This is a genomic window from Psychroserpens burtonensis DSM 12212, from assembly GCF_000425305.1.
In the GTDB taxonomy this organism is placed as follows: Bacteria; Bacteroidota; Bacteroidia; order Flavobacteriales; family Flavobacteriaceae; genus Psychroserpens; species Psychroserpens burtonensis.
Map to the genome: position 1 here is coordinate 80,323 of NZ_AUDE01000018.1, position 14,129 is coordinate 94,451.

Annotated in this window: 15 protein-coding genes; 7 read left to right on the forward strand and 8 right to left on the reverse strand. The window is 32.2% G+C overall.

All coding sequences use genetic code 11. The features are described from left to right. Window positions 1-43 precede the first annotated feature (43 nt). Window positions 44-2,548, forward strand: a complete 2,505-nt coding sequence (locus H593_RS0108435; RefSeq protein WP_028872053.1) for a M14 family metallopeptidase — start codon at window positions 44-46, stop codon at window positions 2,546-2,548. 275 nt (window positions 2,549-2,823) lie between these two features. Here the strand turns inward: H593_RS0108435 and H593_RS0108440 are convergent, their stop codons facing one another. Further along, window positions 2,824-3,159: a tRNA-binding protein gene (locus H593_RS0108440; protein WP_028872054.1), complete on the reverse strand. Its 336-nt coding sequence runs from the start codon at window positions 3,157-3,159 to the stop codon at window positions 2,824-2,826. A gap of 20 nt (window positions 3,160-3,179) precedes the next feature. On the opposite strand from H593_RS0108440, the gene H593_RS0108445 reads away from it, so the two are divergent. Next, window positions 3,180-3,734, forward strand: a complete 555-nt coding sequence (locus H593_RS0108445) for a thioredoxin family protein (RefSeq protein ID WP_028872055.1) — start codon at window positions 3,180-3,182, stop codon at window positions 3,732-3,734. Between the two features lie 273 nt (window positions 3,735-4,007). Here the strand turns inward: H593_RS0108445 and mazG are convergent, their stop codons facing one another. From mazG to ruvX, 4 genes are all read right to left on the reverse strand, one after another. After that, window positions 4,008-4,793: a nucleoside triphosphate pyrophosphohydrolase gene (gene mazG, locus H593_RS0108450; protein WP_028872056.1), complete on the reverse strand. Its 786-nt coding sequence runs from the start codon at window positions 4,791-4,793 to the stop codon at window positions 4,008-4,010. Between the two features lie 87 nt (window positions 4,794-4,880). Further along, window positions 4,881-5,306 carry a DUF5606 family protein gene (locus tag H593_RS0108455; protein WP_028872057.1) on the reverse strand — a complete coding sequence of 142 codons (426 nt, stop codon included), beginning with the start codon at window positions 5,304-5,306 and terminating at the stop codon, window positions 4,881-4,883. A gap of 15 nt (window positions 5,307-5,321) precedes the next feature. Then, the gene (def, locus tag H593_RS0108460; RefSeq protein WP_028872058.1) at window positions 5,322-5,912 is read right to left on the reverse strand and encodes a peptide deformylase; all 591 of its coding nucleotides are present in this window, start codon (window positions 5,910-5,912) and stop codon (window positions 5,322-5,324) included. A gap of 54 nt (window positions 5,913-5,966) precedes the next feature. Beyond that, on the reverse strand, window positions 5,967-6,380 hold the full coding sequence (ruvX, locus tag H593_RS0108465; RefSeq protein ID WP_028872059.1) for a Holliday junction resolvase RuvX: 414 nt from the start codon (window positions 6,378-6,380) through the stop codon (window positions 5,967-5,969). A gap of 497 nt (window positions 6,381-6,877) precedes the next feature. Between ruvX and H593_RS0108470 the strand changes: the two genes are divergently transcribed. The 4 genes from H593_RS0108470 to H593_RS0108485 all read left to right on the forward strand — a co-directional run bounded on the left by H593_RS0108470 (window position 6,878) and on the right by H593_RS0108485 (window position 10,674). Continuing rightward, complete coding sequence (locus H593_RS0108470) at window positions 6,878-7,693, forward strand: 2,3,4,5-tetrahydropyridine-2,6-dicarboxylate N-succinyltransferase (protein WP_028872060.1); 816 nt, start codon at window positions 6,878-6,880, stop codon at window positions 7,691-7,693. A 102-nt stretch (window positions 7,694-7,795) separates the two neighbouring features. Further along, entirely contained in the window at window positions 7,796-8,839 is a 1,044-nt protein-coding gene (locus H593_RS0108475) for a glycosyltransferase family 9 protein (RefSeq protein WP_028872061.1), read from the forward strand. A gap of 1 nt (window position 8,840) precedes the next feature. Then, complete coding sequence (locus tag H593_RS0108480; protein ID WP_028872062.1) at window positions 8,841-9,926, forward strand: CDP-glycerol glycerophosphotransferase family protein; 1,086 nt, start codon at window positions 8,841-8,843, stop codon at window positions 9,924-9,926. Beyond that, entirely contained in the window at window positions 9,919-10,674 is a 756-nt protein-coding gene (locus H593_RS0108485; protein ID WP_028872063.1) for a glycosyltransferase family 2 protein, read from the forward strand. Before H593_RS0108480 ends, H593_RS0108485 begins: the two co-directional genes overlap by 8 nt. On the opposite strand, the gene H593_RS0108490 is transcribed toward H593_RS0108485, so the two are convergent. The 3 genes from H593_RS0108490 to H593_RS0108500 are packed head-to-tail and all read right to left on the reverse strand — an operon-like array spanning window position 10,671 to window position 13,140. Then, the gene (locus H593_RS0108490; protein WP_051229671.1) at window positions 10,671-11,441 is read right to left on the reverse strand and encodes a Kdo domain containing protein; all 771 of its coding nucleotides are present in this window, start codon (window positions 11,439-11,441) and stop codon (window positions 10,671-10,673) included. The two genes, H593_RS0108485 and H593_RS0108490, sit on opposite strands and share 4 nt — an antisense overlap. After that, on the reverse strand, window positions 11,434-12,234 hold the full coding sequence (locus tag H593_RS0108495; RefSeq protein WP_028872065.1) for a glycosyltransferase family 2 protein: 801 nt from the start codon (window positions 12,232-12,234) through the stop codon (window positions 11,434-11,436). The genes H593_RS0108490 and H593_RS0108495 overlap by 8 nt, the downstream gene beginning before the upstream one ends. Window positions 12,235-12,237: 3 nt before the next feature. After that, window positions 12,238-13,140 carry a hypothetical protein gene (locus tag H593_RS0108500; protein ID WP_028872066.1) on the reverse strand — a complete coding sequence of 301 codons (903 nt, stop codon included), beginning with the start codon at window positions 13,138-13,140 and terminating at the stop codon, window positions 12,238-12,240. A 95-nt stretch (window positions 13,141-13,235) separates the two neighbouring features. Between H593_RS0108500 and H593_RS0108505 the strand changes: the two genes are divergently transcribed. Beyond that, window positions 13,236-14,120, forward strand: coding sequence for a glycosyltransferase family 2 protein (locus tag H593_RS0108505; RefSeq protein WP_037051810.1), 885 nt, complete (start codon window positions 13,236-13,238; stop codon window positions 14,118-14,120). Window positions 14,121-14,129 lie beyond the last annotated feature (9 nt).

The following is a 14,129-nucleotide window of genomic DNA, read 5'->3' on the forward strand; positions in this document are numbered from 1 at the left end:
GAGTAGCGGTTTTTCTATTTTTATAAACTAATCAATACCTTTTATGAGACTAACGACGCTTCTACTAGTGCTATTTGTATGTAATATAAATGCACAAAAACAAACAGATTTATCCTATTACCTATCTCAGGATGTAACTTACGACCAAAGTATACCAACTCCAGAGTCTGTGATTGGACATCAAGTTGGAGAGTGGCATATTACACATGATAAGTTAGTCTACTACATGCAAGCGTTAGCAAAATCATCTAATAGAATAACCGTAGAAAATCGCGGTACCACTTTTGAAGGTAGACCCCTACTCCTATTAACTATTACATCGCCAGAGAACCATAAAAATCTAGAATCTATTAGGCAAGCACATATTGCTTCTACAGAAAACAATACGGTTACTACTGGCAATATGCCAATTGTAGTCTACCAAGGATTCTCTATTCATGGTAATGAACCTAGCGGATCTAACGCGTCACTATTGGCAGCTTATCATTTAGCTGCAGCTCAAAGTGAGGATGTCAAAAACATATTAGAGAACACTATTATTTTATTTGACCCTTCTCTTAATCCTGACGGCTTACAACGCTTTGCTTATTGGGCGAACTCTAATAAAAATAAAAATCCTAATCCAGATCCAAACGACAGAGAATATGACGAGGTTTGGCCTGGTGGACGCACAAACCATTATTGGTTTGATATGAACCGTGACTGGTTACCTGTACAATTACCAGAATCGCGAGCACGTATAGCGAGTTTTCATAAATGGTTACCAAATATTCTAACAGATCACCATGAAATGGGAACGAATTCTAGTTTCTTTTTTCAGCCAGGAATTCCGTCCAGAACCCATCCATTGACCCCTAAACTCAATCAAGAACTCACTAAAAATATTGGTGATTTTCATGCTAAGGCATTAGATAAAATTGGTTCACTGTATTATACTGAAGAAAGCTATGATGATTTTTACTACGGAAAAGGATCTACCTTCCCAGATATTAACGGTGGCATCGGGATTCTTTTTGAACAAGCTAGTGCTCGAGGACACCTTCAAGAAAGTGACAATGGAATTTTAACATTCCCGTTCGCTATTAGAAACCAGCTCACTGCGGCTTTATCTACCTTAGAAGCTGCAAAAAACATGCGTGAAGACATACTACAATATCAACATGATTTTTATAAAAATGCGAGACAAGAAGCCAAAAAAGAAAACGGAAAAGCCATCGTGTTTGGAGATGAAAAAGATGCTGCAAAAACGTTTCATTTAGCTGAAATTTTAAAACGCCAGCACATAGATTTTCATGAATTAAAAGCAGACTTTACAAGTAATGGAAAGCAATTTAAAAAAGGGCATGCTTATATTATTCCGAAGAATCAAAAAAATACGCGCATGATTAATGCGATGTTTGAAAAGCGTACTACATTTCAAGACAGTTTGTTTTACGATGTTTCTGCTTGGACCTTTCCGCTAGCTTTTGGATTGGATTATGAAGAAAACATATCCACCTCAAACGCTGGAGCAAAAGTCGAAAACTTAGAAATGAAAACCGGAACTGTTGCTACAAAAAGCAACTATGCCTATTTGATGGAATGGCACGAATACTATACACCTAAAGCTTTAAATGCTATTTTAAATTCTGGCTTACGAGCAAAAGTGGGTATGAAACAATTTAGTATCAATGGTAAAGATTATGACTACGGAACCATATTAATTCCCGTTCAAAATCAAAACAAATCAGCAGCAGACCTGTTTAAATTTCTACAAAAAATATCCGAAGAGAGTCATGTTCAAATTGATGCCGTTGAAACAGGACTGACTAAAGGCATTGATTTGGGGAGCAGTAAATTTAGAGCATTAAAGCAACCAAAAGTAGCTCTGATTGTTGGAGAGGGTATTAGCCCTTATGATGCTGGAGAAATGTGGCATTTATTTGATCAACGTTATGACATACGCATAACAAAATTAGATAATAACTCATTAAGTAACGTCAACCTTGATCGTTACAATACCATCATTCTACCTAGTGGACGAGTTGACTCGGGTGCAACCAAAAAATTAAAAGAATGGGTTCAAAAAGGAGGTACCATTATTGGTTATAGAAGTGCGTTGAATTGGTTAAAAACAAATGAATTTATTAAAATAGATTTCAAAAAAATGGAACGTAAAGCTACAGATATCACCTTTGAGCAACGCGGAGATTTTAGAGGCGCTCAAGTTATCGGTGGTGCGATTTTTAAAGCCCATTTAGATCGTTCTCATCCCATAAATTTTGGTTACAAAGCTGATAACATAGCACTATTTAGAAACAATACACTATTTATGAAAGCCGCTAAACAGAGTTATAATAATCCCATAAAATACACCAAAAACCCATTGCTAAGTGGTTATATTTCTAAACCCAATTTAGATAGCTTGTCGCTAACTGTGCCTTTCAAAGTTAAGAATTTAGGCAGAGGGAACGTCGTTGTATTTACTGATAACACAAATTTTAGAGCCTTTTGGTATGGCACTAATAAGTTGTTAATGAATGCCATTTTCTTTAGAGAAGAGCTATAGTTTAGAGTCGCAGTAGCCGTTTTCAATGCTTACTCGGTTGTGTTATGCCGTAGAGATTTAAGGAAGTTCCCAGAGGAATATAGAGGCTTTTTACTTAAAACTCATTAAGGTCTAACAATTATTGAGATTTAGTGTTTATTTGAAAAAAGGAAATTTCTCAGTAATACCCTAAGATTTGAATAATTCTATGGTAGTAGTTTTTAATGAAATAACACTACATAAACTTTTTAAATAAAAATGTAAATAGACTAAAACAACTAAACATCTTAACGCAATTAAGAAACAGAGCTTCCATTTTTAACTCTATTTTCGGGATTGAGAAGCATAACATCCTTACCGTCAACGGCTCCTATAACTAAACATTCACTCATAAACTTAGCAATTTGTTTCTTTGGAAAGTTCACAACCGCAACAATTTGCTTTTGAAGTAATTCTTCTTTAGTATACAAGGTTGTGATTTGTGCTGATGATTTTTTAATACCTAAATCACCAAAGTCAATTTTAAGTTGGTACGCTGGAAATCTAGCCTCAGGAAAATCATTAACTTCAATAATAGTACCAATACGCAAATCTACTTTTGTGAAGTCTTCGAAAGTTATTATATTATCCATAACTTAAAAGTATAAAAAATATGTCACTTACACCTTCAAATATGCTTCCGTTAGGAACAAATGCTCCAGATTTTAAATTAGTGAACACTATTGATGACACATTCGTTTCTTTAGATGAAGCAAAAGGCCTTAATGGAACTTTGATACTCTTTATCTGTAATCACTGTCCTTTTGTAATTCATGTGAATCCACAATTATCACAATTAGCAAAAGACTATGTATCAAAAGGCATTAATTGTATTGCAATTTCTAGTAATGATGTTGACAATTATCCACAAGATGCTCCCCATTTAATGAAACAGCATGCTATAGAAAACGATTATAAATTCCCATATCTATACGACCAAACACAAGACGTAGCTAAAGCTTATAATGCTGCTTGCACGCCTGATTTTTATGTTTTTAATGATGAATTAAAATTGGTTTATAGAGGACAATTAGATGATTCTAGACCTGGAAACAACTTAGAGTTAACAGGAAAAGATATTCGTGATACGTTGGACTCCTTACTTAACAAGCAACCTGTTTCTAAAACTCAAAAACCTAGTGTGGGCTGTAATATCAAATGGAAATAGCCTTTTAGGAAGAAAACTCTGCTAAATAATAAAATCCTGTCTGAATACACAGACAGGATTTTATCCCTAACTAAACTAAACTTTAAATCTTAATGCGTCCGCTTAACTACTGCATTAAGATTACCTACTTATGTTTAAGAAACTATAATTAGTTTCTATATAGGATATATACGTATGGTTTTATGTGTTTGGACTACAACTAATGAAAAAAAAATATTTTTTCGTTTCTTCCATAACTTTAGTATTTGAAAATCAAAACGATTTTCTAATTACCTATTTTGGCAACCGCTTTGCTTCTTCCCAAAAAATGTCCATTTCCCCAAGTGTCATATCTGATAATGGTTTGTTTAAGTCTTTAGATTTTTGCTCTAAATATTGAAAACGTTTAATAAATTTTTTATTTGTTCGCTCCAAAGCACTTTCTGGATCAACTTTTAAAAAGCGTGCATAATTAATCATTGAAAAGAGCACATCGCCAAATTCACTTTCTATTCTATCCTGATTATTTTGATTGACCTCTTCTTGTAGTTCTCCTAATTCTTCTTGTACTTTTTCAAACACTTGATGTGGTTCTTCCCAATCAAATCCAACACCTGCTACTTTATCTTGGATTCTACTGGCTTTTACCATAGCTGGTAAACTTTTGGGCACACCTTCTAAAACACTCTTTTTCCCTTTGCCTTCTTTCAGTTTTATGAGTTCCCAATTTCTTTTAACATCAGCTTCGTTCTCAACAGTTACATTTCCGTAGATATGAGGATGGCGATTAATAAGTTTATCACAGATACTATTACAAACATCAGCAATACCAAAGGCTTTTTTCTCACTACCAATTTTGGAATAAAAAACAATGTGAAGTAACACGTCACCGAGTTCATTTTTAACCTCTTCTAGATCATTATCTAAAATAGCATCACCCAGTTCATAAACTTCTTCTATGGTAAGGTTACGTAAGGTTTGAATGGTTTGCTTTTTATCCCAAGGACAATGCTCACGCAGCTCATCCATAATGATAAGTAGACGCTCAAAAGCTTTTAGTTGATGAGTTTTATCGGACATAATCTCTATTTAAAACTCAAAAATACAACGGTTTCACTCAGATAGAAATTCTAAGTAACAAATAATATGAACAATCTATTAACGGGCTTATTCTTCCTCGTCTGCAGTCACTTTGTTATCGTCCTCTAAAGCACCTAGCATGTCGTGCTTTTCAAGCAAGTTGTACCACTGTACAATTTTTTTGATATCACTTGCATAGACTCTGTCTTCATCATAGTCTGGTAAGACTTCAAAGAAATACGCTTCTAACTTGTCTTTAGAATCTTTATGACTTATCGAGGTTTGCTTTGAATCTTCTTTGTCTCTGATTTTTTTTAAGACATCTCTAAGTGGCAACTCTTCTGTTAACGTATACACAGCGATTTCACTCAATACACTTATATTACTGTGGATATTCACAGAAACCTTTTTGTGATCAATTAGAGATTCTACAACAAAACCATTTCTAGTTTGTGTAATAATTTTATATAATCCTGGTTTTCCTGAAATGGAAAGTATTTTATCTAAAGTCATAATATATTTTAAGTATTAGCGCTTCTTCTTCATAAGTGGGAAACGCATCCTGTAATCTACTTTTATTTTTCCTTTGGAAATGTTTACTAATTTCCCTTTTATTAAACGTTTTTTTAGTGATGATAGTTTATCGGTGAACAAAATACCCTCAATATGATCATATTCATGCTGAACAACTCTCGCAATCAAGCCATCATAAACTTCAGTATGTATTTTAAAATTTTCATCCTGATACTTGATGGTCACTTTAGGTTGTCTAAATACATCTTCTCTCACATCAGGAATACTCAAACAGCCTTCATTAAACGCCCATTCATCACCTACTTCTTCTAAGATTTCAGCATTAATAAATGTACGCTGAAAATTTTTAAGTTGCTCCTGTTCTTCCTCAGTAAACTCGTCATCTTCGGCAAAAGGCTCAGTATCTACAAGAAAAATTCGTATCGGCAAGCCTATTTGCGGTGCAGCTAATCCAACACCAAAAGCACCATACATAGTTTCTTTCATGTTCTCGATAAGCGCCTCTAGATTAGGATAATCTTTCGTAATATGCGCTCCTTTTTTTCTTAAAACAGGGTCACCATAAGCAACAATTGGTAATATCATTATATTGTGATTTTCGGGTGCAAAAGTACAATTTTTGTTATTATTTAAGAATTTTTAAGACGGATTCTGTAAATAACTCTGTAAGATAATAGTCGCACTAATCTCATCAATCAATGCTTTATCTTTTCGTTGCTTTTTTTTAAGTCCGCTATCAATCATTGTTTGAAATGCCATTTTAGACGTAAATCGTTCGTCAACACGTTTTACAGGTATTTGAGGTATAGCTTTTTCTAAATTAACTAAAAACTTAGCGATAGACACCTCACTTTCAGACGCTTCATAATTCATCTGCTTAGGTTCACCAACGATAAATAGTTCTACTTTTTCTTCTGAAATGTACTGTTTTAAGAATACAATCAACTCTTTTGTAGCAACGGTTGTCAAACCAGAAGCAATAATTTGCAACTCATCTGTTACTGCTATTCCTGTTCGTTTTGTCCCAAAATCTAATGCTAATATTCTTGCCATATGACAAAGTTACTTTTATATTGTGATATGTTAAACAAAAAGACGCTTCTTTACAGATTAAAGAAGCGTTTCAGAATAATCAACGATCCATTAAACGCATGACATTATTTACCCTCTAACTTAAACAATTCATTACTATTTTAAGACACTACATTTTTAGATAAGTCACATTTAAATAAAAATATTTTAAGTATTGGTGACAAAAAAACCTCTATTTAGCCTAAACAAATTTTAAAAACTTAGATTTATATTAATTGTATACGTAGAACAAAACACAACACACTATTAAGCAATAAATTACACACAGAAACAACTACAATGTCACCTTTATTTTCTATTAAATAAAATCACCTCCTAGCGGATAAGGATGGTTTTATAAAAATTAGCCGTTAATTAAGACTTCACTTATTTTAGTCGGCCATATTAATTTTATTTCACCATAATTTAATGATCTAAATTATACACTTATATTTGTAGAAATAGCTTAAAAAAAGATAATGAAACAACTACAACAAAATATAGAGAACGCTTGGAATGACAGGTCGTTATTAACTAATCAGGTTACTATTGACAGTATTAGAAGCGTTATAGACTTATTAGATGAAGGCACAATAAGAGTTGCAGAGCCTACTGACGATGGATGGCAAGTGAACGAATGGATTAAAAAAGCTGTTGTGCTCTATTTTCCTATTCAAAAAATGAAAACTCTAGAAGCTGGTATCTTTGAGTATCATGATAAAATTCCTTTAAAACGCAATTATAAAAAGCGTGGAATAAGAGTAGTCCCAAATGCAGTGGCTCGTCATGGTGCTTATATTTCTTCTGGCGTTATTTTAATGCCAAGCTACGTGAATATTGGTGCTTATGTTGATGAAGGTACTATGGTAGATACTTGGGCAACGGTTGGGAGTTGTGCACAAATCGGTAAAAATGTTCATCTTTCTGGAGGTGTTGGTATTGGTGGTGTTTTAGAACCCTTACAAGCTGCTCCAGTAATTATTGAGGATGGTGCATTTATAGGTTCACGATGTATCGTTGTTGAAGGTGTTCATATAGAAAAAGAAGCTGTTTTAGGTGCTAATGTCGTTTTGACGATGAGCACAAAAATTATTGATGTAACTGGCGATAAGCCTGTCGAAATGAAAGGTAGAGTTCCCGCTCGCTCTGTAGTGATTCCTGGTAGTTACACTAAAAAATTTCCGGCTGGAGAGTTTAACGTGCCTTGTGCTTTGATTATTGGAAAGCGTAAAGAAAGCACCAATAAAAAGACCTCTTTAAATGATGCCTTACGTGAATATGATGTTGCAGTTTAAACTCGCTGTACTCATAACTTCAAAATCTAAATACCAAATTCCAATGGTTTGTTCTCTTCTATTGGAATTTGGAGTTTTTTATTTGTAATTTCATTTTTTAATATGAAAATCCTCATTATCCAACAGAAAATGATTGGTGACGTACTCACCACAAGCATCTTGTTTGAAGCCCTTAAAGCTGAACATCCTGATGCTGAGTTACATTATGTAATTAATTCGCACACGTTTCCTGTGGTTGAGAATAATCCATTTATTGATAAGTTCTTGTTTGTAACTCCCGAAATGGAAGACAATAAGATTATGTTTTTCAAATTTTTAAAATCTTTAAAAAAAGAGCACTATGATGTGGTTATAGACGTCTATGGCAAGTTAAGCAGTGCATTAATTAGCTTATATTCCAAAGCCAAAATTAAAAGCGCATACTTCAAAAAACACACAGCGTTTATTTACAACCATAGTATTAAGAGACTAAAAGCACCAGAACACAATGCTAGTTTAGCTATTGAAAATAGAATGCGTTTATTGCAAAGTTTAAACATTCCATTTAAATTATATCAACCTAGAATTTACTTAAGTTCTAAAGAACTAGAACTTGCAAAATCGTATTTAGAGTCTTCAAAAATTGACTTAAGTAAACCTTTATTTATGATTAGTGTGTTAGGAAGCCAAGAGGTCAAGACCTATCCAGCCAAATATATGGCGCAACTCTTAGATAATATCGTAGAAACAACCCCTTACTCACAAATGCTTTTTAATTATATCCCAATACAGAAAGAAGAAGCAAAAGCTATTTTTAATCTATGTAAAAAACAAACTCAACAACATATTTTCTTCAATGTTTTCGGAAAAAGTTTAAAAGAATTTCTAGCAATTACTGCACATTGCACAGCCGTAATTGGTAATGAAGGAGGTGCAATTAACATGGCGAAATCATTACAAATTCCAACTTTTACTATATTTTCACCCTATCTAAATAAGCAAAATTGGTTTAGTGAATATGAAAGAAAAAACCATGTTGCTGTGCATTTATTAGAAACCATTGATTATAATATAGAAGATGCAAAAAAACAACCATTGGTGTATTACTCAAAGTTCAAACCAGAGTTGATCTTTCCAAGATTAAAAACCTTTTTAACAACATTATAGAATGCACTACAAATTTTTAATTTATATATCTTATAGTTATGCTGTTCCTATCGGTAATCCTTTAGAAAAAGAAATTATAAATCGTGGTGATAGCGTTATGTGGTTTAGCGATTTAGAGGATGGGAAAAATGCTCTACAACACAAATCCAATCAACTACATACTATCGAAGAGGCCGTAACATATAAACCAGATATTGTTTTTGGTGCTACAGATGATGTACCAGATTTTATTTCTGGACTAAAGGTTCAAATTTTTCATGGTTTTTTTGCACAGAAACGACCAGAAAGCAACAACAAGTTTGCACATTTTAGAATTCGTGGTTTTTTTGATTTGTACTGTACGCAAGGACCAAGTTCTACTGAAGGTTTTCTAAGAAAGCAAAGAGAAAAATTAAGTTTTGAAGTTATAGAAACAGGATGGAGTAAAGTCGATCCTTTATTTCCTTTAGAAAAGAAAATACAAAAAAAGAAACCCACCATTTTAATCGCTTCCACCTTTACAAAACGTTTAAGTTTAGCGTTTAATACGGCTGTTTTTAATGAAGTAAAACGACTATCTCATTTGGGTATCTATAATTTTAAAATGGTGTTACATCCAAAATTACCCGAAGTTATAAAACAAAAATGGCAAACCTTAAATGGCGTAAATTTTCAGTATATAAATACAACAGATCTAATGCCTTTGTTTAAAACTGCTGACATTCTATTTGCCGACACAACCTCTGCTATTCAGGAGTTTTTACTTCAAAAAAAACCAGTGGTAACTTTTAATCACACCTTTCAACACCCTTATTTAATTGACGTAAATACGGTTAAAAATATTGAAGAAAGCATCAATGAAGCTTTAAAACAGCCTAAAGAGTTACTTAAAAATATTGCTACCTTTGTGGCAGAATTACATCCTTATTATGATGGAAACTCTTCCAAAAGAGTGATTGACAATACTATAGATTTCTTGCATAAAGACAAAAGTTATTTAAAAAGTAAACCTTTAAATTTAATTCGCAAGTATAAAATAAGAAGGCGTTTAAATTATTTTACTTTTAAAAGTTATAATAGACCTTATACTATTAAATTAGATGATTAAGCTCACCGTAATTATTCCTACTAAAAATGAAATTGACCATATAGAATCTGTCATCGCTTCCGTTGATTTCGCCGATGAAATATTGGTGATTGATAGTTTTAGTAATGATGGTACTTTTGAAAAAGCGCAAACGTTAGCTACTAAAGTACTACAACGCGAGTTTGATTTTTATGGTGTCCAAAAAAATTATGCTATTTCACGAGCAAAATATGAATGGATTTTGTTGATAGATGCAGATGAACGTGTTACTGCCGATTTAAAAACCGAAATTCTTTCTATTTTAAATGACGGTAAAATATGTCATGACGCCTTCAGAATAAAACGTATTAATCATTTTATGGGACAACGTGTAAATTACAGTGGGTGGCAAAATGATAATGTGATTCGACTTTTTAAAAGAGATCTGTGTCAATACAATGATCGCAATGTACATGAAGCTCTACAAGTCAATGGCACTATTGGGGAACTGAAACATAGTTTCTTACATTACTCATACCGAAGTTTTGATTTGTACATGCAAAAAATGAATCATTATGCTAATTTGCAAGCTAAAGATTACGACGATAAAACAGGGCGTTTAACACCTTATCACTTTATTATTAAACCCTTTTGGGGATTTTTCAAACATTACATTGTACAAAGTGGTTTTCGTGATGGTATTGTTGGCTTAACAATTGGCTATATACAAGGTTATGTTGTATTTATTCGTTACGTGAAACTATGGTTGTTACGTAGAAATAGAAACTAATCATAATTATTCCAAAATTTAATCCTCTGTTTTAATCGTCTACGTCTGTGATAGCGATTTTGGAACTCTTTAGTGTATGTCCACATGAGACGAAATACATCATCATAATTTTCTCCTGAAGATTTCGCATATTCGTCACTCATAATCTCCACCATAAACTTGTGAATCGTTAGTTTTGAAAAGTTCTTAATTCGTGTATCAAAATCTAAAGGTTTGAATTCCATTCGATTTAAATCGACTAAATAGAAATTGTAATTCTCACCTACTTTTTTTATTAAAGTATTTCCTGGAGAATGGTCTAGAAAATGTACGTTTTTTTCATGAACTTTATATGTGAATCTTGTAAACGCTCGTAAGATATCTTCGTGGTTTGGATATTCAAAATCTGTCGTCAACTCACGATAGGTCAAATCACAATCTAATTGCTCACTTATGTAGTAGCTTTTTTTGAATAGAAATGGTGTTTTAAATTCATAATACCCTATGGGTTGTGGCGTACCAATATCTAAGCTTTGAAGCCATTTACCATATTCAAACGAGCGTTGCGCTTTGCTTTTTCTAAAAAAACGATACGCAATTTGGTTGATAAGATTAGGAATTCTAAACGACTTCACGTTAAGCGTTTTATCATCAAGCTTGAATAACTTTAACGAGTTTCTTTCTTGGTTCCCAAAATGGTCGCCTTTGGTATCATAATTTGTAATGATATCATCCAAAAAAGCCTCGTTATGCTTAAAACTGTCGTGTATTTGTTTTGTTCTACTCACTTAAATATTTATTAATACCATTTACTGTCCAAGATAACTTTTCAGTACTAGTTTTTAACTCTATATCATTATTAAGCTCAATTCTGCTTTTCGATTTTTCAAGGTGATAGACATGATAGACTATCCCTCTGTAACGTAAGCGTCTTGATTTTAATCCGAAATTCAAAAACCGCAGTGCCAATTCAGAATCTTCTCTTCCCCAACCTTTAAAATCTTCATTATAACCGTTAACAGCGATAAAATCTGATTTATAATAAGAGGTGTTACACCCTCTAAATTTTTTAGAAAGTTGAAGCTTTGGTTTATAAAACTGACTTAAAATAGGACTATATAGCGCTCTTGTACGTTTATTTATACCTTCGGAAAAAGGACCAAATTGAACTTGCTGATTAGTGAACAATTTTTCTAGATAAGCTTTTTGGATATTTACCCGACTTCCGTATAGATAGCAATTTTCCGTTGCAAATGTCAAATGATCTTTAATAAAGTTAGGGTGCACAATACAATCACCGTCCACTTGAACAATATATTCGCCTTTGGATTGCGCTATCGCCTTATTTAATATCGTCGCTTTAGTAAATCCAATATCTTCATGCCAAACATGCACGATTGGCACAGATAGTTTAGATTTATAATTTTCAATAAGCCTTTTAGTATCTGGCGTTGAACCATCATCTGCAATTAAAATTTCGCTAGGCATAACGACCTGATTCAATACACTAGCCAACACAAGATTAAGTGCATCCGGCCAATTATAAGTTGAAATTATTAAACTACTTTTTAGAGATTTCATGAATTAAAAATAAGATTCAAAATCACGCTTTTTGTTACCTTTAATAACCTTCAAAAACTTAAACCACTGTCCGAAATTTTTACCGAATAAATATAGTTTAGTTAAAGTTAGACTAGGTCTCTCTTTAATAAGGTCTTTAATTTTATCTAAGTTTTTTGATTCAAAAAAACCAAGTTTCTTCCATTTATGTGGTTCTAAATAAAATACATTTTTAATGGTTTGATAATTATTTTTATCTGCTTTGCGCCATTTTTCAAAAAATTCTTGATTCACATCTACATTATGTCCCCAATTATCGAGCTTAAATTTTAGTTCCTTTTCTGTTCTAGACAGACACTCATGCAGTAAAACATTATTCGTATAGATAATACGCTCTTTTGTTTTTCTAGCAACTTTATAATTTGGATAATTTGTGGCTAACAATACTTTTGTAGGTTCATCCACATATAAAATTCCATCATCTAAATACTTGTAGATATTAATTAAAAACCCAGCGATTTGAATAGGATTTTTTTCGGGATATTCTAAATACTGATCGTGTACTCTTAATTCGTTAACAAAATTAGAGAAGTTAATAAATATCTCATCAGAATCTACTTGAACTAACCAATTCCCAATTCCCATTTTAAGAGATAACATGTGTCTCTCTCTGGTGTCATTTTTAATTGCCGACAACTCAGGTACATAAAAATTATCTCTGTAAATAGTGATTTTATTATCCTTGTCGAAACCTTTTAACCACTCATAAAAATCAGGATCAATCTTAAAGCGTTCCCCTGACCATGTTCGCTGTTCTTCATCCATCGCCAAGAAAATAGCATCTGCTAAATTATAAACCGGAGGAATTGAAAGTTTCAACTTTTCATAATCATATGATAACAAAAAACCTACTTGTATTTTCTTCATATTTATACTTTGGAATGCTACAATATTAATCATTTAAGAAAACTTAATCTCGTAAAGCATTAATTTTTTGATTAAATTTGCGCAGCTTAGAGCCTATGGATATTTCTATTATTATTGTAAATTTTAATTCTGCAAACTACACCATCAACTGTATAGAATCAATTTATAAATATACTAAAAAAGTAACATTTGAAATAATTGTAGTAGATAATAATTCATCTTCGGAAGACATAAAAGCTCTAAATACTTTTTTAGAAAATAAACCCATTAGCTTTTTAAAAAGCAAAATCAACTTAGGCTTTGGAGGAGGAAATCATTTTGGTTATCAATTTGCAAAAGGAAATCATTATGCGTTTATAAATAATGACGCTGAACTGACAGAAAACACATTACTAAAGTTATTAAACTACAGTTATAGCGATAAGAATGCAGGAGTTATGGGTCTTCATCAAGTTAATAAAGAAAATGAACGATTTAAATATAGTTTCAGGCAATTTATAGATTTAAAATATCATCTTTTTAATCAGAAAAAACCAATAAAATATTATTCAAAAAAAACAAATAGTGATTTAACAAGTCCTTTTGAAGTTGATTTAGTCTCTGGTGCGTTTATGTTTTTCAAAAAAGAAGCTTATGAAGTCTCTGGTGGTTTTGACCCGAACATATTTTTGTTTTATGAAGAAATGGATATCTGTCTTCGATTAAAAAAGAAAGGCTATCAAACTATTTTTTATCCAGAATCTACATTTATACATTATATGGGTAAAAGCTCTTCAAACGTTAAAATTAAAAATGAGTTTACGATTTCCTACTTATATGTGATTCAAAAAAACTACAGTTATATGTATTATTACATATTAAGAATTATATTGCTTTTTAAATATGGATTTAAGTCTATTTTAAAACCTAAAAAACACTTCTCTTCCTTTAAAATTATTTTAAAAGGAGGGAACTCTTTAGTTTACTCAATGAAACCTTAACTACGAAAA